At 73.8% G+C, this 18,933-nt stretch carries 15 protein-coding genes and 1 pseudogene; 7 read left to right on the top strand and 9 right to left on the bottom strand.

Translation table 11 applies throughout. The features are described 5' to 3' along the window. Positions 1-23 precede the first annotated feature (23 nt). Positions 24-1,358 carry a potassium transporter TrkG gene (locus O7633_RS15340; RefSeq protein WP_278129460.1) on the top strand — a complete coding sequence of 445 codons (1,335 nt, stop codon included), beginning with the start codon at positions 24-26 and terminating at the stop codon, positions 1,356-1,358. Continuing rightward, positions 1,348-2,016: a TrkA family potassium uptake protein gene (locus tag O7633_RS15345; protein ID WP_282328263.1), complete on the top strand. Its 669-nt coding sequence runs from the start codon at positions 1,348-1,350 to the stop codon at positions 2,014-2,016. Before O7633_RS15340 ends, O7633_RS15345 begins: the two co-directional genes overlap by 11 nt. Position 2,017: 1 nt before the next feature. Here the strand turns inward: O7633_RS15345 and O7633_RS15350 are convergent, their stop codons facing one another. The 7 genes from O7633_RS15350 to O7633_RS15380 all read right to left on the bottom strand — a co-directional run bounded on the left by O7633_RS15350 (position 2,018) and on the right by O7633_RS15380 (position 10,838). After that, the gene (locus O7633_RS15350; protein ID WP_282328264.1) at positions 2,018-3,676 is read right to left on the bottom strand and encodes a serine/threonine-protein kinase; all 1,659 of its coding nucleotides are present in this window, start codon (positions 3,674-3,676) and stop codon (positions 2,018-2,020) included. Positions 3,677-3,746: 70 nt separating this feature from the next. Beyond that, complete coding sequence (locus tag O7633_RS15355; protein ID WP_282328265.1) at positions 3,747-5,321, bottom strand: fused MFS/spermidine synthase; 1,575 nt, start codon at positions 5,319-5,321, stop codon at positions 3,747-3,749. Between the two features lie 36 nt (positions 5,322-5,357). Continuing rightward, the gene (locus O7633_RS15360; protein WP_282328266.1) at positions 5,358-6,371 is read right to left on the bottom strand and encodes a hypothetical protein; all 1,014 of its coding nucleotides are present in this window, start codon (positions 6,369-6,371) and stop codon (positions 5,358-5,360) included. A 145-nt stretch (positions 6,372-6,516) separates the two neighbouring features. Then, a complete protein-coding gene (locus tag O7633_RS15365) occupies positions 6,517-7,365 on the bottom strand; it encodes an inositol monophosphatase family protein (RefSeq protein ID WP_282328267.1) in 849 nt (282 codons plus the stop codon). Beyond that, on the bottom strand, positions 7,358-7,810 hold the full coding sequence (locus O7633_RS15370) for a response regulator (RefSeq protein WP_074472456.1): 453 nt from the start codon (positions 7,808-7,810) through the stop codon (positions 7,358-7,360). The genes O7633_RS15365 and O7633_RS15370 overlap by 8 nt, the downstream gene beginning before the upstream one ends. Continuing rightward, positions 7,807-9,636, bottom strand: coding sequence for a sensor histidine kinase (locus O7633_RS15375; RefSeq protein WP_282328268.1), 1,830 nt, complete (start codon positions 9,634-9,636; stop codon positions 7,807-7,809). Before O7633_RS15375 ends, O7633_RS15370 begins: the two co-directional genes overlap by 4 nt. Further along, positions 9,633-10,838, bottom strand: a complete 1,206-nt coding sequence (locus tag O7633_RS15380; protein WP_278129467.1) for a fused response regulator/phosphatase — start codon at positions 10,836-10,838, stop codon at positions 9,633-9,635. Before O7633_RS15380 ends, O7633_RS15375 begins: the two co-directional genes overlap by 4 nt. A gap of 340 nt (positions 10,839-11,178) precedes the next feature. On the opposite strand from O7633_RS15380, the gene O7633_RS15385 reads away from it, so the two are divergent. Further along, the gene (locus O7633_RS15385) at positions 11,179-13,578 is read left to right on the top strand and encodes a M28 family peptidase (protein ID WP_282328269.1); all 2,400 of its coding nucleotides are present in this window, start codon (positions 11,179-11,181) and stop codon (positions 13,576-13,578) included. Between the two features lie 226 nt (positions 13,579-13,804). Continuing rightward, positions 13,805-14,110, top strand: a complete 306-nt coding sequence (locus O7633_RS15390) for a hypothetical protein (protein ID WP_282328270.1) — start codon at positions 13,805-13,807, stop codon at positions 14,108-14,110. 786 nt (positions 14,111-14,896) lie between these two features. Here the strand turns inward: O7633_RS15390 and O7633_RS15395 are convergent. After that, positions 14,897-15,151, bottom strand: a complete 255-nt coding sequence (locus O7633_RS15395; protein WP_013736060.1) for a Smr/MutS family protein — start codon at positions 15,149-15,151, stop codon at positions 14,897-14,899. Between the two features lie 336 nt (positions 15,152-15,487). Next, positions 15,488-15,856 (bottom strand): tetratricopeptide repeat protein, encoded by a 369-nt coding sequence (locus O7633_RS15400; protein WP_043965357.1) that lies wholly within the window; start codon positions 15,854-15,856, stop codon positions 15,488-15,490. A gap of 187 nt (positions 15,857-16,043) precedes the next feature. Here O7633_RS15400 and O7633_RS15405 point away from each other — a divergent pair, with 187 nt between their 5' ends. The 3 genes and pseudogenes from O7633_RS15405 to O7633_RS15415 all read left to right on the top strand — a co-directional run bounded on the left by O7633_RS15405 (position 16,044) and on the right by O7633_RS15415 (position 18,895). After that, complete coding sequence (locus tag O7633_RS15405; protein ID WP_074472830.1) at positions 16,044-17,681, top strand: ABC-F family ATP-binding cassette domain-containing protein; 1,638 nt, start codon at positions 16,044-16,046, stop codon at positions 17,679-17,681. Between the two features lie 88 nt (positions 17,682-17,769). Beyond that, a pseudogene (locus tag O7633_RS15410) lies at positions 17,770-18,015 on the top strand (hypothetical protein); the annotation flags it as partial. 154 nt (positions 18,016-18,169) lie between these two features. Continuing rightward, positions 18,170-18,895: a methyltransferase domain-containing protein gene (locus tag O7633_RS15415; protein ID WP_074472450.1), complete on the top strand. Its 726-nt coding sequence runs from the start codon at positions 18,170-18,172 to the stop codon at positions 18,893-18,895. Positions 18,896-18,933 lie beyond the last annotated feature (38 nt).

Below are 18,933 nucleotides of genomic sequence, written 5' to 3' on the forward strand. Positions count from 1 at the left end.
GGCGGGGAACGGAAGATTGTCTGGTGCGCCGGTTTCTCCGTCACCCCGTGCGGCTGGTGCCGTTCGGGTTCCTGGCGGCGATCCTGCTCGGCACCGGCGCGCTGATGCTGCCGGCGGCGACCAGCGCGCACCGGTTCACCCCGTTCAGCACGGCGTTCTTCACGGCCACCTCGGCGGTCTCGGTCACCGGGCTGTCCGTCGTCGACACCCCGACGTACTGGAACGGGTTCGGGCTGGTGATGATCACCGTGCTGACCCAGGTCGGCGGGTTCGGCATCCTCAGCGGCGCGACCCTGGTGGTGCTCGTGGTCGCCCGGCAGCTCGGGCTGCGCAACCGGCTGCTGGTGCAGGCCGAGACCGCCGAGTTCGGCATCGGCGACGTCCGCGGGCTGCTGCTGCGGATCGCGGCCACCATGGCCGGCTTCGAGCTGGCCATGACCGCCGTGCTCGCCGGCCGGTTCTGGCTCGGCTACGGCTACCCGCCCGGCCGGGCCCTCTGGTACGGCCTCTTCCACGCCGTGCAGGGGTTCAACAACGGCGGCTTCGCGCTCTTCACCGACAGCCTCGTCGGGTTCGCCCGGGACCCGTGGATCTGCCTGCCGATCGCGTTCGGCACGATCGTCGGCGGGCTGGGCTTCCCCGCGCTGTTCGAGGCGTCGCGGGAGTGGCGGACGCCGGGCCGCTGGGCGATCGCCACCAAGCTCACCGTGTGGGGCAGCGCGCTGCTGCTCGTCGTCGGCTTCCTCGGGCTGCTCGCCGCCGAATGGCCCGACCCGCGCACCGTCGGCGGGTACGACGTCGCCGGCAAGGTGCTGGCCACCTTCACCCAGAGCGCGGTGATCCGCACCGGCGGGTTCGCCGTCCTCGACCCGGCGGGGCTGGACGAGGAGAGCGTCCCGCTGCTGATCACCCTGATGTTCATCGGCGGCGGCAGCGCCAGCACGGCGGGCGGGATCAAGGTCGCCACGTTCTTCCTGCTCGGCTTCGCCATCTGGGCGGAGCTGCGCGGCGAACCGGACGTCATCGTGGGCCGGCGGCGGGTGTCCACCGCGAGCCTGCGGCAGGCGCTGACCGTCGCCCTGCTCAGCGTCGCGCTGGTGGTCGGCGGCACGGTCGTCCTGCTGCTGCTCACCGAGGGGCTGGCCTACCACCTGGCGCTGTTCGAGGTGACCTCGGCGTTCAGCACCACCGGGCTCTCCACCGGCGTCGCGTCGACCGTCCCCGAGCCGGGCCAGCTCCTGCTGACCGTCCTCATGTACGTCGGTCGGGTCGGGCCGCTCACCCTCGGGTCGGCGATCGCGTTGAACACCCGACGACGGCTGTACCGCTACCCGGAGGAGCAACCCATTGTCGGCTAGGAGCTCAGACGACGGGGGCGTCGCGGTGATCGGGCTGGGGCGGTTCGGCTGCCACCTGGCCACCTCGCTGACCCAGCTCGGCCACGAGGTGCTGGCCATCGACCGCGACGGCGAACGGGTGCAGCGCTGGTCGCCGTACCTGGACCGGGTGGTGCAGGCCGACGCGACCGAGGAGGGGGCGCTGCGGCAGCTCGGCGTGACGGACTTCCCGCGCGTGGTCGTGGCGATCGGCGCGTCCGTCGAGGCGAGCGTGCTGACCGTCCTCGGGCTGGCCGAGCTGGGCGTGCCGGAGATCTGGGCGCGGGCCACCTCGGACAAGCACGCGAAGATCCTCGGCTCCGTCGGCGCCCGCCACGTGATCTTCCCGGAGGCGGAGACCGGGGAGCGGGTGGCGCACCTGATCGTCAGCAAGATGCTCGACTTCATCGAGTTCGGCGACGACTTCGCCATCGCCAAGGTGCGGGTGCCGGACGCGCTGGTCGGTCGGCCGCTGCGCGACCTGGCCCCGGCCGACCGCTACGGGGTGATGGTGGTCGGGGCGAAGCTGCCCGGCGAGCGGTTCCGGTACGCCGACCCGGGCACCGTCCTCGCCCCGGGCAGCGTGCTGATCGTGGAGGGGAGCATCGCCCAGGTGCAGCGCTTCGCCGAGCTGACCTGAGCTACTTGCCCTTCCCCTTGCCGGGCGGGCCGGGCTTGGCGGGCGGGCCGGGCTTCGGGGGCTTGTCCGGCTTGTCCGGCTGGGCCTTCGCGCCGCCGGGGCCGCCGGCCTTCGCGACCGTGGCCTTCTTCGTGGTGGGCTTCGCTGGGGCCTTCGTCGGCTTGGCGGTCGGCTTGACGGTGGGCACGGTCCCGGCGACGCCGGAGACGCGTACCCGGCACTCGGCGTCGCCGAGGCGGAACTCCAGCGGCAGCGGGTTCGTGCCGGTGTACCGGCCGGTCAGGGCGACCTTGCGGGCCGCTCCGGGTGCCAGCGCGGGCTGCCCGGCGGCGGGACGCACCTCGACCGTGCGCCCCTGCTGGCGTACGGCCGGGTCGGTCTTCGTCACGGTCTGCTGGCCGGGGAACGCGAAGCTCATCGTCCAGTCGCGCAGCTCCCGTTCGGAGGTGTTGGTGAGGGTCAACTCGGCGGTGAAGTCCTTCCCGGAGTCCTTGCGCAGCGCGTAGTCGACGGCGCAGGGCGGCGGCCCGGTCAGCCCCATCCGGGCCTCGATGGGCCGGTCGATGCCGCCGCTGGCCGGGCTGCGGGACGTCAGCCCCCACATCGTCGCGGTCACCGCCACCAGGCCGGCCGCCGCCACCCCCGCCTCGACCCGCCGCCGCCGCGTCACCGCCCGCCGGGTGCGGGTGCGGCCGGGGAAGGGCAGCGCGCCGGTCTCCGTCGACCAGGGCAGGATCGTGGTGCCGGCGTTGGCGAGCACGTCCGGGTCGAGCCGGGCCGGGTCGCCGCCGGCCGGCGCGGACGGCACCGTGACCGTGGCGAGCATCCCGGCGGCCCCGGCGAGGGTGCGGGCCACCTCGGCGGTCACCGGCCGGTCCTCGGGGCGCTTGGCCAGGCAGCGGTGCACCAGCCCGGCCACCTCGGCGGGCAGCCCCGGCACGTCCGGCATCGGCGCAGGCTCGGCGTACATGTGGGCGCGCAGCATCTGGGTGGTGGTGCTCGCCTGCCACGGCAGCCGGCCGGTGAGCATCCGGTAGAGCAACAGGCCGAGGGCGTACACGTCGGTGGCCGGGGAGACCTGGCCGTTGTCCAGCCGCTCCGGGGCCAGGTAGGCGGGGGTGCCGAGCAGCGTGCCGTCCGCGCCCTTCTCGCTCTCCCCGGCCAGCGCCGAGATGCCGAAGTCGACGACCTTCACGCCGGTGGAGGTGAGCATGACGTTGCCCGGGGTCACGTCGCGGTGCACCACCCCCCGGGCGTGCGCGGTGGCCAGCGCCGAGGTCACCTCCGCGCCGATGGTCACGGCCTCCCGCCAGGGCAGCGTCCCGTCGCGGCCGAGCCGGGCGCTGAGCGGCCCGCCGTCGACCAGCTCCATGACGACGTACGGGACGGTCAGCCCGACCTGCTCGGACTCGCCGTAGTCGTACACGTTGGTGATGTTGGGGTGGCAGAGCCGGGCGGCGGCCTGGGCCTCGGCGCGGAGCCGGTGCCGGAACGCCCGGTCGCTGGCCAGCCGGGAGGCGAGCACCTTCACCGCGACCTGCCGGCCCAGCACCTCGTCGTAGCCGCGCCACACGACGGACATGCCGCCCGCGCCGAGCTGCTCGACGAGCCGGTAGCGCTCACCGAGGAGCTGCGCGCCGTTACGGACCGCTCCACCCATGGTCGGAGGTTTTGCCCGACCCGCGCCGTCCTAACCCCGCACGGTCAGAATCGGTCAGGGTTTCACCCTTTCAGGCGGTCGCGAGCAGTTGGTCCACGGGCGCGTAGTCGTCGGTGAGCACCAGCGCGTCGCCGACGAAGGACGCCAGCACGTCGCCGGCGAGCACGATCGCCGCCTCGGGCAGCGCGTTGACCCGGCCCGCGAGCGGGGCCAGCGGCAGCGGCTCGTCGGAGGCGACGATGAGGAAGTTCGCGCCGGTCCGGCCGGCCACCGCGTCGGGCGGGGCGACCAGGGCGACATGCCGGAACGCCGCGGCGACGGTGGCCACCTCGCTGCGGACGAACCGGCCGGGCGGGTAGTCGATGACGTTCTGCACGTAGATCCCGCCGGGACGCAGCACCCGGTTGATCCCGGCCGCCATCTCCCGGGTGGCCAGGTGCCACGGCACCACGAGGTGCCCGAACGCGTCACCGACCACCAGGTCACGGCTGTCGGCGGGCTCCGCGTCGAGCAGCACCCGGGCGTCGCCGGCCTCGATGCGCAGGCCCGGCCCGGGGCGCACGCCCAGCTCCCGGCGGTCCAGCTCGACGAGGCCGCCGTCGATCTCGAAGACCGCGTTGTGGGTGCCGGGCCGGGTGGCGGTCAGGTAGCGCGGCACGGTGAAGCCCCCGCCGCCCAGGTGCAGGGCGTCCAGCCGCTGCCCGGCGGGGGCGGCCACGTCGGCCGCCGCGCCGATCCACTGCGTGTACGCGTACTCCAGGTGGGTGGGGTCGGCCAGGTCGACGTACGAGTGCTGGGCGGAGTTGAGCAGCAGCGTGCGCCCCGACGGCCGGCCGGGGTCGGTCTCCACCGACGCGCAGTGGTACGCCGTCTCCACGTCGCACGGGTTCGGCGCGACGGTGGTCAGCCCCGCCCCGGCCAGCCCGAGCACCGCGAGGACGGCCTTCGTCCGGCCCGGACCGGGCAGCCCCGCCCCCGCCCCGGCCAGCCCCGCCCGCCCCTGCCGGTGCAGGTAGGCGCCGAGCCCCAGCCCGGTGCCACCGAGCAGCACGGCGAGGGCGAGCAGGATGACGCTGCTGGGCAGCGCGGCGACGAGCACGAAGCCGGTCAGCAGGGTCGCCGTGATGCCGCCCAGCGTGCCGACGCCGGAGAGCCGGCCGACGACCTGCCCGGTGCGGCGCAGGTCGGCGAGCTGGAGCTTCACCACGAGCGGGGTGACCGCCGCGAGCAGCGCCGCCGGCACGAACACGGCGAGCGCGGTGAGCAGCAGCACGGCGCTGGCCGCCCCGCCGCGCAGCACCTCGCCCGCGTACCGGACGACGGGGAGGGTGACGGCGGTGGCGATGCCGGCCAGCACCAGCGCCGGGGCGATCAGGGCGCGCGGGTCCCGCCGGTCGGCCAGCCACCCGCCGGTCCACGCCCCGTACGCGATCGCGCCCAGCGCGATGCCGATGACGGAGCTGGTCACCTCCAGGGTGACCCCGACGTAGGGGCCGACGAGGCGCAGCGCGACGGTCTCCAGCACGAGCACCGCCCCGCTGGAGAAGAAGACCAGGAACGCGGCGAGCCCGTTGGGCAGGGCGCGGGCGTCAGGCGGCGCGGGCCGCGCCGGCGCGACGGCGGCGGACGACGATGAGCTGCTCACCGTCGCGATGGTACGCAGCGAAGCTGGGTCCCCGGGTCAGTACATCGAGAGATGAACGTGGTTCGTGTGGTCGGCGGCGGGGCTGCCGCTGCCGCTGTACGCCCGCCACCCGGTGTTCGGCATCCAGATCTGCCTGTACCAGATCACGTAGAGCACGCCGAGCCGGCTGGCGTTGTTCTTGAAGTAGTTGGCCAGGCTGTCGCCGTACGCCTTGTCGCCGCCGGTGGCCGTCTCGTCCTTGAATCCGTTGGTGGCGGCGGAGAAGTCGCAGGCCCGGCCCTTGGGGTGCTCGCCGCTGCCGCCGCTGCGGTAGCAGGAGACGTACCGCTTGTAGCCGGCGGCCTTGGCCTGTTGGAGGGCGTGCAGGGTGCGCGGGGTGATGCAGCCGGAGGTGGTCGGGTCGTTGACCGAGCAGGACTCGGACGGCCAGCTGCCGTCGGAGTTGCGCGGGGCCGGCTTGGCCGAGGCGGAGCCGCCGCTGAACCCGGAGCCGCTGCCGGAGCTGACCGCCGCGAGGGCGGTCTCGGCCTCCCGCTTCTTCTTGGCCAGCGCCGCGAGCTGCTTCTGCTGCTCCCGCACCTCGGCGTCGATGGCGATCTTGGCGCGGTTCGCCTCGTCCCGGGTGTCGATCAGCTCGCGCAGCCGGCGGCTGTCCCGCTGGGCCATCACGTCCAGCTCGGCGGCGCGGTTGAGGAACGCCTCCGGGGAGACCGACTGGATGAGCAGCGCCGGCGCGGTCATCCGCCCCAGCCGGTAGGACTGCGCGGCCACCTCGCCGACCTGCGCGGTCAGCCCCGCCAGCCGGGTCTCGACGGTCTTGAGCTGGGCGGTGAGCAGCTGCTGCCGGCGCTTGGAGTTGTCGAGCTTCGCCTTGGCCTCGATGTGCCCCTTGGCGGCGGACTCCAGCGCCTCGCGCAGCTTCTTCGTGCCGCCCTCGTTGGGTTCGGCGGCGGCCGGCCCGACGCCCACGCCGAGCAGCAGCGCCACGGCGACGAGCAGCGCGGTCAGCGGCCCCCGGCCGCGACGCCGGATGAGGCTGGTCCTGGGCACGTCGGCGTCCCTTCCCTCGACCACCGGCTCCCGGTGGCGCGCGGCGGCCCCCACCGACGCCGGGCGGCGGCCCGCTGGCGGAGACCGCCGGTCAGGATACCGGACCGGGCGGCGGCGGACGCCCCGCCGGATGCTCCCACGGATGTCAGTCGAGGATCAATGCCTCGCGGGCCTCGGCCCACACCCGCTCGTTCGCGGCGACCAGCAGCCCCGACGCGTCCTCGGCCGGGTGGTAGTCGCTGCCGTCGAACCGGCGGGCCACCCCGCCGGCCTCGCGGACCAGCAGCGCCCCGGGGGCGTGGTCCCACGGCAGGGTGCGCCAGAAGAGCACGAACTGCTGCTCGCCGACGAGCAGGTCGAGGTATTCCCGACCGGCGCAGTGCTGGCCGGGCAGCAGCGCGCCGATGCGCTCCCCGCCGGCCTCGGCCCGCCGCCGCAGCTTCGGCGGCAGGAACTGGGTCATCGCCGTGCCGCGCAGCTCGCCGGGCGGCGGCACGGCGTCGCCGACGCGCACCGGCGCGCCGTTGACCGTCGTGCCGTGGCCCGCGCGGGCGACGGCCAGGGTCCCGCCCAGCGGGTCCAGCACCCACGCGCCGACCTGCTCCCCGCCGGTCAGCAGCGCCACCATCAGCGCGAACGGACGCCTGCCGGCGGCGAAGTTGGCGGTGCCGTCGACGGGGTCGACCAGCCAGACGTCGCCGCCGCCGCTCAGGTGCCCGCCGCCGGCCCCGCCGGGGCGCAGGTGCCCGAGCAGGGACGGATCGTCGGCGACCGCCTCCTCGCCGACCACCACGGAACCGGGGCGCAGCCGGCGCAGCCCGGCGCTGATCAGCTCCTCGGCCCGCTGGTCGGCGACGGTGACCAGGTCACCGGGGGCCTTCTCCGTCACGTCGGCGTCGTCGAGCTGCTGGAACAGGGGCAGCACGACGTCCGTCGCCGCCCGGTGCAGCAGCTCGGCGACGTCGTCGGTCAGGGTGTCGGTGAGGTCAGCCACGCGGCGGCAACTTCACCACGCTGACGAAGAACTCGTCGATCTGCCGGACCACCGCGATGAACCGCTCGAAGTCGACCGGCTTCGTGACGTACGCGTTCGCGTGCAGCTGGTAGCTGCGCAGGATGTCCTCGTCGGCCTGGGAGGTGGTCAGCACCACCACCGGGATGCGGCAGAGCTGCTCGTCCTGCTTTATCTCCTCCAGCACCTCCCGGCCGTCCCGGCGGGGCAGGTTCAGGTCGAGCAGGATCAGGTCCGGCGTCACCGCGTCCGCGTACTTGCCCTCGCGGCGCAGGTAGGCCAGGGCCTCCGCGCCGTCGGAGACGACGGTCAGCCGGTTGCGGAGCTTGTGCTCCTCGAACGCCTCCTGGGTCATCAGGACGTCCCCGGGATCGTCCTCGACCAGCAGGACCTCGATCGGGCTCTTGCCGTCCGCGGGCGCGGTCATCCCACCGCCTCCTTCGTGCCGTCGCTGTCCGGGGTCCCGCCGGTCCCCTCCGCCCGCGCGCCGCGTGGGCGGGGCAGTTCCACCCGCACCCCGCCGTCGCCGACCGGCGCGTCGTCCGCCGCCGGGTCGGTGCCGCCCGCCGCGTCGTCCGCCGCCGACCCACCGGCCGCCGGGTCGTCCGCCGTCGCCGCGTCGCCCGTCGCCGCGTCGCCCGTGGCGTCGTCACCCGTGGCGTCGTCGGCGGCCGGCTGCTCGGCGGCCCGCGCGGCGGCCGCCACGTCCTCGGGCAGCGCCGGGAGGGTGAACCGGATCGCGGTGCCCTCGGCGGTGTCGGTGTCCACCCAGACCCGGCCGCCGTGGTACTCGACGATCTTCTTGACGATCGCCAGCCCGATGCCGGTGCCCGGGTACGCGTCCTTGGAGTGCAGCCGCTGGAAGATCACGAAGATCTTGTCCGCGAACTCCGGCTCGATGCCGATGCCGTTGTCCTGGCAGCTGATCTCCCACTCGTCGCCCACCAGCCGCGCGGAGACGTGCACCCTCGGCGGCACGTCCGGGCGGCGGAACTTGATCGAGTTGCTGACCAGGTTGGCCAGCAGGTTCGTCAGCAGGGGCTCCTCGCCCCGAATCGTCGGCAGCGCGTCCCAGGTCAGCTCGCCGTCGGCGTACTGCCGGGCGGCCTCGGTCTGCCCCGCCACGTCGCCCATCACGTCGTTGAGGTCGACCTCGGTGAAGCCCGTGGTGAGCCGCCCGATCCGGGAGAACGCCAGCAGGTCGTTGATGAGCCGCTGCATCCGCTGCGCGCCGTCCACGGCGAACGCGATGTACTGGTCGGCGCGCTCGTCGAGCTGCCCCGCGTAGCGGCGCTGGAGGAGCTGGCAGAAGCTGGCCACCTTGCGCAGCGGCTCCTGCAGGTCGTGCGAGGCGACGTACGCGAACTGCTCCAGGTCGCGGTTGGACCGGACCAGCTCCTCCGCCTGCTTCTGGAGCTGGCTGTTGACCCACTCGATGCGTTCCCGGGCCTGGCGGACCTCGGTCAGGTCCTTGGCGATCTTCTGGCGCATCGCGTCCACGTCGTCGGCGAGCCGCAGGAACTCCGGCGGACCCGACCCGGTGATGCGGTGCTGGAAGTCGCCCTTGGCCACCTCGCGGACCTGCTCGGCCAGGCCCGTCAGCGGCCGGACCACCATCCGCTCCAGCGAGATCAGCAGCACCGCGCCGGCCACCGCCACCACCATCGCCGCCCCGACCAGCAGCAGCACCAGCATGCTGCTGGTGCGGTAGATGTTGTCGGCGCCCTTCTCGCGCTCGACGAGGATGCCCTCCTGGAGCTGGCTCACCGAGGTGCGGATGACGTCGAAGCGCTGCCGGGACTCCTCCGTGATCAGCGCCCGCCCGGCGGTGGTGCCCTGCTCCTCGGTGGTCCGGATCACCGGCTCGGCGACCGTGCTGCGCCACCGGCCGGCCTCCGCCTCGACCCCGTCAAGCTGGCGGCCCAGCGCCGGGTAGACGCCGATCAGGCCGCGCATGCTGCGGTAGAGCTGCTGCTCGCGCTCCCCGCCCTGGACGTACGGTTCGAGGTCCCGGCGGTCGCCGGTCAGCGCGTACCCCCGGATCGCGGTCTCCTGGTCGACCAGCACGCTGAGCAGCTCCTGCGACTGGGCGCGCAGCGGGCCGGTGCGGTCGAGCACCGAGTGGGTGTAGTCGCGGTTCTTGGCGGCCACGGCGATCTCGACCGCCACCGACACGCCCAGCAGCACGCCCACGACGGCCAGCAGCGCGACGACCCGGCGGCGCAGGGTCCAGCCGGCGAATCCTGCCGTCACCGGCCACCGCCCCGGGTGACCAGGAGCATGGCGACGTCGTCGGCGAGCGGGCCGCCGTTGATCTGCTCGGCCCGCCCGACCAGCCACGCCGGCAGCTCGGCCAGCGGCACGGCGAGATTGTCCCGGTCGCCGAGCAGCTCGGTCAGGCCGGGGACGTCGAGCCGCTCGTCGCCGTCGCCGACCCGCCCCTCGATCAGGCCGTCGGTGTACATCAACAGGGACCAGTCATCGGTGTCGAACTCCAGGTCGAAGGCCACGGGACGGCGGGGACGGACGCCCAGCAGCAGGCCGCCCGGCGCCGGCACGGGCGCGACCTTACCCCCGGACAGCAGCAGCGGCGGCGGATGCCCCGCGAGGCGCACCGTGGCGGCGTTGCCGGCCAGGTCGAGCCGGGCGGTGGCCACGGTGGCGAAGATCTCCTGGAGCCGGCGCTCGCTCATCAGCACCTGTTCCAGGGCCGGCAGCACCTCGTCGTCGGGCACCCCGGCCAGCACGAGCGCCCGCCACGCCACCCGCAGCTCCACCCCCAGCGCCGCCTCGTCCACGCCGTGCCCGCAGACGTCGCCGACGATCAGGTCCACCCGGTCCGGGCGGGTCTGCACCACGTCGTAGAAGTCGCCGCCGATCAGCGCCGCGTGCCGGCCGGGCCGGTAGAACGTGTGCACCGCGACCTCGTCGGTCGACATCAGCGGCTGGGGCAGCAGGCCGCGTTCCAGCCGGGCCGACTCGGCCTGGCGCAGCTCCACCTCGCGCAGCCGCCGGGCGTTCTCGTCGGCCCGCTTACGCTCCACCGCGTAGCGCAGCGCCCGGGTCAGCAGCACCCCGTCGACCTGGCCCTTGACCAGGTAGTCCTGCGCACCCTCGGCGACCGCGACGATGCCCAGGTGCTCGTCGGAGCGCCCGGTCAGCACGCAGACCGCGGCGCCGCTGGACATCTCCAGCACCTGACGCAGCCCGTCCAGCCCCTGCGCGTCGGGCAGGCCGAGGTCGAGCAGCACGCAGTCGACGCCCATCACCCGCTGCCGGGCCTCGCTCAGGCTGGTCGCCACCAGCAGGTCGATCGACGAGTTGGTCTCGGCGAGCAGCTCGCCGACCAGGAAGGCGTCGCCCTCGTCGTCCTCGACCAGCAGCACCCGCAGCCGCTCGCCGGGCGGCAGCACCGGATGCCCCAGGCCGCCGCCGGCCGGGAACGCCCGGGGCACGACGGAGGAACCGGCGGGACCGGTCCCCCGGGGCGACCGCGTCACCGCACCGGGACGCGGGAGATCGCTGGTGATGTCGGGCTCCTTCCGAGTGCCCTGCTGATCCTGTATTAGACAACGCTCCCACACAACACGACGGGCCCGGCACGGCCGGGTCGCCGCCGGCCGTCCTCGGTGGTGACGGCGGCCGCCCCGGTCGGGGACAAAGAGAACAAGTGCCCCGAGGGGAACCGACCTCTGCCCCCGGGGAGTCCCGCCGCGGGCACCGGCGGTGCAGGATGGTGCCCACCCCTGGCCCGCCACCCCGAGGCCCGGCCCGGCCCCACCCCGAGGAGTCACCGTGGGCGCACCGCCCCCCACCCGCGCCGCCGACCGGGCGCTGGCCCGGCCCCGCCGCCGCCCGCTCGCCGCCCTCGCCGCGCTCGCCGCCCTGCTCGCCGTCGGCGGCACCGTCGCGTACGACCTGGACACCCCCGCCCCGCGCCCCGCCGACGCCCCCGCCGACGAGTTCAGCGCCGCGCGGGCGTACCGGACCGTGGAGACGATCGCGGCCCGGCCGCACCCGGCCGGCAGCCCGGCCAACGACCAGGTCCGCGCCCACCTCGAAGGCGTGCTGCGCGGCCTCGGGCTGGAGACCACGGTGCAGGACGCCGTCGCCCGGGAGGCCGGCCAGCTCAGCGGTGCCGCCGCCGGGTCGACCCTGGCCCGGGTCCGCAACGTCGTCGCCCGGCTGCCCGGCACCGACCCCACCGGCAAGGTGTTCCTGGTCGCCCACTACGACTCGGTGCAGTCCGGCCCAGGCGGCAACGACGACGCCGCCGGCACCTCCACCATCCTGGAGGTGGCCCGCGCGCTGGCCGCCGGCCCCCGCCCCCGCAACGACGTCGTGTTCGTGCTCACCGACGCCGAGGAGGCGTGCCTGTGCGGGGCGTCGGCCTTCGCCGCCGACCACCCGCTCGCCGCCGACGGCGGGGTCGTGCTCAACCTGGAGGCGCGCGGCTCCACCGGCCCGGTGATCATGTTCGAGACGTCCCGGGACAACGCGAAGCTCGTCGACGTGTTCGGCCGGGCCGCCCCGCACCCCGTCGGCACCTCCTTCGCCGTGGAGATCTACCGGGCGCTGCCCAACGACACGGACTTCACCGCGTTCCTCGACCGGGCCGGCTTCGTCGGGCTCAACTCCGCCTACATCGACGGCGGGGCGGTCTACCACACGCCGCTGGACACCCCGGCCGCGATGGACCGGGCCAGCCTCCAGCAGCACGGCGACAACGCGCTCGGCCTCGCCCGCGAGTTCGGCCGCGCCGACCTCAAGGCCCTCGACGCCGGCCACGACGCCACCTACTTCCCCGTCCCCGGCGGGCTGGCCCGCTACCCCGGCTGGCTGGTCCTGCCGCTGGCCGTGGCCGCCCTGCTGGCCGTGCTCGCGCTCGGCTGGCTCGCCCGGCGGCGGGGCCGCACCACGTACGGCCGGCTCGCCGCCGGCTTCGCGCTGGGCCTGGCGCCGATCGTCGTCGCGCCGCTGGGCGCGCAGTTGCTCTGGGCGGGCGTCACCGCCGTCCGGCCCGGCTACGCCGAGCTGCTCGACCCGTACCGGCCCACCTGGTACCGGCTCGCCGTGGTGGCGCTCGCCGCCGCGACCCTGTTCACCTGGTACGCCCTGACCCGCCGCCGGGTCGGCCCCGCCGCCCTCGCGATCGGCGGGCTGGGCTGGCTGGCCGTACTCGGCATCGCGCTCGCGGTGCTGGTGCCCGGCGGGGCGTACCTGACGACCCTGCCCGCCCTGGCCGGCGCGGCGGCCGGGCTGACCGCGCTCGCCGTGCGGATCGACGGCCCGTGGCCCGTGCTCGCGACGACCCTGGCCGGGGCGGTGGCCGTGGTGATCCTGCTGCCGACCGTGGTCCTGCTGTTCCCGGCGCTCGGCATGGCGATGGGCGGCGTCGCCGCGCTGTTCGCGGTGCTGCTCGGGCTGGCCGCGCTGCCCGTGGTGGACCTGCTGCACCCCGAGGCCGGCGGCCAGCGCGGCCTGGTCGCCGCCCGCGCCCGCCGCGCCGGCGCGCTCCCGGCCGTCGCCGCCGGGCTCGCGGCGGCGGTGTTCGCCGGGGTCGGGCTCGCCGTCGACCGGTTCGACGCCGCCCACCCCGTGCCCACCCACCTGATGTACGCCCTCGACGCCGGCACCGGGCAGGCCCGCTGGCTCAGCCACGAGACCGACCCCCAGCCCTGGACGGCTCAGTTCGTCGGCGGCGCGGCGTCGGTCGCGGACTTCCCCGGGCTCGGCGACACCGAGCTGCGCTCCGGGCCGGCGCAGGCGGCGAACCTGCCCGCGCCGAAGCTGGAGGTCATCGCCGACAGCGCTGCCGCCTCGGGGTCGGGCCCGGTCGAGCAGCGGACCGTGCGGGTGCGGGTCACCCCGCAGCGGCCGGTACGCCTGCTCACCCTACACGTCGACGGCGCGACCGAGGTCGAGTCGGCGGTCGTGGCCGGCCGGGCGATCCCCGGCGGACGCGCCACCGGCGCCCCCTGGGGCTTCGGGATCGTGTTCCACGCCCCGCCGCCGGAGGGGATCGAGGTCACCCTCGTGCTGGCCGGCGGCTCCAGGGCGGCGGCGCTGCGCGCGATGGACGCCAGCGACGGGCTGGACGGCGTCCCCGGGTTCCGGCCCCGGCCGGCTGACATCGGGGTGGTCGGCTCGCACAGCTCGGAGATGCTTGCGGTGGCCCGCACGTACCCGCTGTAGGGGTTGGGGTTCGCCGGGTTTGCGGTGGGGTTCGCCGGGGCCCGCCCGCTCCGGGCGGTCAGGCTTGATCCCTCCGCGGGCGGGCCCCGGCGAACCCCTCATGTCGTCCCGGTCCCGGCCCTCGCTCCTGCGGCAGGGTCAGGCGCATAAACCCTTGGAAGCACTTCTTACCTTCCCTCTTGGAATCAAGTCTTGAGACCATTCCAAGGAATCGATACTTTGTGGCGTGACTACGGCCGATCTTCCGCGTTTGATCCCTACGGGCACCTGCTGGTGCGGTTGCGGCAAGGAGACGGGTATTGGCTCGTTCTTCTCTCAAGGACACGACAAAATTGCCGAAGCCGCCCTCCTGGCCGCCAATTACGGCAGCCAGGTCGCGCAACTACTCCACAAGCATGGCTACGGTCCAGGGCGGCCAGTCATCGACGAAGCCGTGCGCGCGGGCAACTGGATCTCATGCCCCACTCGCGGCTGCTGGTACAAGGGCACTGAGCAGAGCGTGCACATTCACCAGCGAAAGTACTCTCACTAGCAAAGCCGGCACGCCCTCCTTTGCAGAGCACCGGAATGACATCGCTCCGACATGCCTCCGAGATGCCCAGGTAGGTTTGAGGCAACGCCAACGTGCACCACGCCAGACCCAAAGACAAGCAACTCGCTTACCCCCGCTGCGCCACTGTTGAGATGCCCAGCTCGCCCAACAGGTGCGCCCGGATCCTCTCCCTGTCGATCTGCCCAGGGCTACAGCTAACGCCGTCGACCTAGCGTCGGCAGCCCTCCGCGCAGTGCGTGGACTGATCCCCCACGAGCCCTCACTCGGTCGAGGCGGTCGACCTCGGCAGGGTCACTAACCTAGATCGTGGCTCGTCCGGCGCGAATTCGACCCATCTCCTCTGAGCATCTGCCGCAGGCCTTTACATCCTGGGTCTTGGCCGGACGCTTGTGGCCGAGAAAGGTCATCGCAGTCTCGTCGATAGACGGGCCGCACAACAAACGGCCAGGCTGCTGAAGGTGGAATCGGTGCAGCAACCGTGGCCCCCGTGACAGCAGGACCCAACCAAAACTACACCTTACGCGTGATTCATCCGAGATCGATGGATGCTCATCCACAGCGTCATCATATGGCGCTGGCGGCCGACCGCGCGAGACGGCATGAAGATCCTTGCGCCGAACGCTGGCCGTTGATCGGTGGCAGACGCGACCCACCACGACCACATCACACAGATCCGGCACGACCAAGAGCAAGCAATGGCAGCAGCCGGTGGAAGGCATTTCAGCAGGCAAGGGTCACGTCGAGGACCAGCAGAGACAAAGGTCCTTATTTCCAGCGGAAGTGGACGAAGAGGCGGCCGAAGTTCTTCGAGTCCTTCTCCACCCGGTGGTAGAGCTGCTTGACGTCCTTCTGGTCGAGGAACCGCAGCACCCGCTTCTTGAGCTGGCCGGAGCCCTTGCCGGGGATGATCTCGACGAGGGTGGCCTTCTTCGCCACCGCCTCGTCCATGATCCCCCGCAGGGCCCGGTCGATGTCGTGGCCCTTGTTGAAGATGTCGTGCAGGTCCAGCTTGAGCTTCATTCCGCCTCCACCACCTGCGCGACTCCCATGGCAGCCCATGGTAGGCCCGCGGCACGGCGGGACACCACGCGAGCGGTTCACCCCTGCGACACCACCGCCAGCATGCCCTTTGCTCTGCACCCACGCGCGCAACAGCAACTGAACGCGAGCACCGCCATGTCCAGCTCCTCGCCCCCAGCCCCGCAAATGCCCAGTTCAGCAAGGGGTGTGCGTCGGTGGGTGCAGAGCAAAGGGGAACGAGATGCGGGGCGAGGCCAGGTAGCAGTTACGAAGAGTCACGGCAACCTGTGGTGCGCGCCGGGGAAGGGCGCGTTCTCCCCTCCCCCGGCGGCGCGGTCAGTGACCGCCGCTGACCCGGTTCTCCACCCGGCGCAGCGCGGTCGTGTAGTCGGTGTTCGTCGAGTACATCGCGGCGGCGATGCGCAGGTGCCGCAGCGCGTCCGCCGGGCGGTTCATCCGCTCCAGCGTCCGGCCCAGCACGTGGTGCGCGTAGTGGTCGCTCGGGTCGCGGTCGACCAGCTCGCGCAGCTGCTCCTCGGCGCGGTTGAGCTGCGCCGTCTGGAAGTAGGCGCGGGCCAGCAACTGCCGCACCGCGGAGTTGCCGGGCTCGGCCTCGACGATCGGCTCCAGCAGCCGCACCGCCCCGGACGCGTCACCCATCTCGAAGAACATGGTCGCCCGTCGGTAGTCCGCCAGAAGGTCCATCGACCCACCTCCTCGTCTCGCGCCGGCACCTGATCCGACGCTGGCACAACACCGGCCGGACCGCGAGTGTTCCGCCACAGGAAGTTGCGACCGGGCGAGGTGTTAGGAAGGGGCCCTTCCTATACAAAAGGCGTTAACAGGGTGCCCTTCCTTACGCGCGCAGCGCGGTGGATAGGCTCGGGTGCTGATGAGCGCGACACTGGTGGTCAAGGATCTCGCGGCCGGGCACGGCGAGCGGCTGCTCTTCTCCGGGCTGGACCTGGTGGTCGCCCCGGGCGACGTGGTCGGCCTGGTCGGGGTGAACGGGGCGGGCAAGTCGACGCTGCTGCGTACCCTCGCGGGGTTGCTGCCCGTCGAGGCCGGCAGCGTCACGCTGAGCCCGCCCACCGCGACCGTCGGGCACCTGCCGCAGGAGCCGGAGCGCCGACCCGGGGAGACGGTACGGGACTTCCTGGCCCGCCGGACGGGGGTGACGGCCGCCCAGGCGGCCCTGGACGCGGCGACCGAGGCGCTGACGGCCGGGTCGGCCGGGTCCGACGACGCGTACGCCGAGGCGCTGGAGCGCTGGCTGGGCCTGGGCGGGGCGGACCTGGAGGAGCGCGCCGAGCAGGTGGCCGCCGAGCTGGGGCTCACCGTCGACCTGGACCATCCGATGACGGCCCTGTCGGGCGGCCAGGCGGCCCGCGCCGGGCTGGCCTCGCTGCTGCTCAGCCGCTACGACGTGTTCCTGCTCGACGAGCCCACCAACGACCTGGACCTGGCCGGGCTGGACCGGCTGGAGGGCTTCGTCACCGGGCTGCGCGCCGGGACGGTGCTGGTCAGCCACGACCGCGAGTTCCTGACCCGCACGGTGACCCGGGTGCTGGAGCTGGACCTGCACCAGCAGCTCGTCCGGCACTACGGCGGCGGTTACGCGGCGTACCTGGAGGAGCGGGAGGTGGCCCGCCGGCACGCCCGCGCCGAGTTCGAGGAGTACGCCGACACCCGGGCCGCCCTGGAGGCGCGCGCCCGCACCCAGCGGGCGTGGATGGAGAAGGGCGTGCGCAACGCCCGCCGCAAGGCCACCGACGGCGACAAGCACGTGAAGCACCACCGGGGGGAGACGTCGGAGAAGCAGGCGGCGAAGGCCCGGCAGACGGACCGGCTGATCGAGCGGCTGGAGGTGGTCGAGGAGCCGCGCAAGGAGTGGGAGCTGCGGATGGAGATCGCCGCCGCGCCCCGCGCCGGCGCCGTCGTGGCCGCGCTGCGCGACGCCGTGGTACGCCGGGGAAGCTTCACCCTCGGCCCGGTGACCCTCCAGATCGACTGGGCCGACCGGGTGGCGATCACCGGGGCGAACGGGTCCGGCAAGACGACGCTGCTCGCCGCGCTGCTGGGGCGGCTGCCGCTGGACGCCGGCCACGCCTCGCTGGGCCCCGGGGTGGTGGTCGGCGAGGTCGACCAGGCCCGGGGGCTGTTCCTCGGCGAGCAGCCGCTGCTGGACGCGTTCCGGCTGGCCGTACCGGAGCTGTCCCCGGCGGACGCGCGGACGCTGCTGGCCAAGTTCGGCCTGCGGGCCGACCACGTGCTGCGGACGGCGGCGTCGCTGTCGCCGGGCGAGCGGACCCGGGCGGCGCTGGCGCTGTTGCAGGGGCGCGGGGTGAACCTGCTGGTGCTCGACGAGCCGACGAACCACCTGGACCTGGCGGCCATCGAGCAGTTGGAGTCGGCGCTGGCCAGCTACCCGGGGACGCTGCTGCTGGTGACGCACGACCGGCGGATGCTGGACGCGGTGGCCGTCAACCGCCGGGTGCGGGTGGACGCCGGCCGGGTCGCCGAGGACTGACGGCGGGCGGGTCGCGCCGCCCCGCCGCGGGGCGGATCGCCAGGTCCGACGGCGTGCCGACCGGGGCCGGCGGGGTGACAATGACTCCATGCTCAAGTGGGAGTACGCGCTGTTGGTCCGACGCCGCCAGGCGGCCAGCACGGACGTCGGCTGGGAGCTGGTGTTCATCTGGTACGGCCCGGACGGCTCGATGGTCGACGTCACCCCGTACGGCGACACGGCGCTGGCGCACCTGAACCGGGCCGGCGACCAGGGCTGGGAGCTGGTCGGGATGAGCGAGGACCCGTCGCAGCCGGGCAGCAGCGAGCTGCACCGTTACCACCTCAAGCGGCCCAAGACGGCCGTCGCGCCGCCCCGGCAACGGATCCGGGGCGCGGGGCGGGGCAGCCGGCGGATCACCGGCTGACGGCTCGTCCCCCTTCGGGGGATCCCGCCCGGCCGGGGCATATCGCCCGCCCAGCCGGGTACGGGCGCACCGGAGGTGGCCCATGGTCGCGACGGTCCTGACCGCGCCCTCGGCCGACCGGCTGCGGGCGGTCGACGAGTTCCTCGCCGAGGCGTGGGCGGATCAGGCCGCCCACGACGCCCGGCTGCGTGACGTGGCGGTGCGGGTGCGCTTCGACCGGGGGGTGGCCCACCTGACCGGGGAGGTCGCCGACGCCGCGCAGTTGCGCCTGGTGCGGGGCCTGGTCGGCCGGCTCGCCGGGGTGTTCGGCGTCTGGTGCCGGGTGCGGGTCGCCGGCCGCGACCCGGTCGTGGTGGACCTGGGCTGCGGCGGCACCAAGCAGTATCCGCAGAACCTGGGGCTGGACATCTACCCGGCCCCGGGGGTGGACGCGGTGGCCGACCTGTCCGGGTCGCTGCCGCTGGCCGACGACTCCGTGGACGTGCTGTTCGCGGTGCACATCCTGGAGCACCTGATCGACTTCCTGCCGCTGGTGGACGAGTGTCACCGGGTGCTGCGCCCGGGTGGGGTGCTGCACGTGATGAGCCCCTGGTGGGGGCACGTGAACGCGGTGGCCGACCCGACCCACGTGCGGCTGCTGGACGTGCAGACGGTCAAGGGGATCTGCCTGCAACGCCCGCCGGGCACCCCGCGCTGGTTTCCCCTGCACGTGGGCTGCGACGGCGCCAGCATCTTCGCCGACCTCACCCCACTGGGCGCGGACGACCCGGCGCCGGAGCAGCCGCACCTGGCCCGCTTCTTCGCCTGACACGGGGGCGTCGGCCCGGCCCGGGTGCCCCGGCCCCG

Origin of the sequence: Micromonospora sp. WMMD712 (assembly GCF_029581295.1) — a bacterium.
In the GTDB taxonomy this organism is placed as follows: Bacteria; Actinomycetota; Actinomycetes; order Mycobacteriales; family Micromonosporaceae; genus Micromonospora; species Micromonospora carbonacea.

Bases quoted from the DNA above. Each gene is read 5' to 3' on its own strand.
- O7633_RS15350 (WP_282328264.1), bottom strand. From the start codon at position 3,676: ATGGGTGGAGCGGTCCGTAACGGCGCGCAGCTCCTCGGTGAGCGCTAC.
- O7633_RS15370 (WP_074472456.1), bottom strand. From the start codon at position 7,810: ATGACCGCGCCCGCGGACGGCAAGAGCCCGATCGAGGTCCTGCTGGTC.
- O7633_RS15395 (WP_013736060.1), bottom strand. From the start codon at position 15,151: ATGAAGCTCAAGCTGGACCTGCACGACATCTTCAACAAGGGCCACGAC.
- O7633_RS15400 (WP_043965357.1), bottom strand. From the start codon at position 15,856: ATGGACCTTCTGGCGGACTACCGACGGGCGACCATGTTCTTCGAGATG.
- O7633_RS15405 (WP_074472830.1), top strand. From the start codon at position 16,044: ATGAGCGCGACACTGGTGGTCAAGGATCTCGCGGCCGGGCACGGCGAG.
- O7633_RS15415 (WP_074472450.1), top strand. From the start codon at position 18,170: ATGGTCGCGACGGTCCTGACCGCGCCCTCGGCCGACCGGCTGCGGGCG.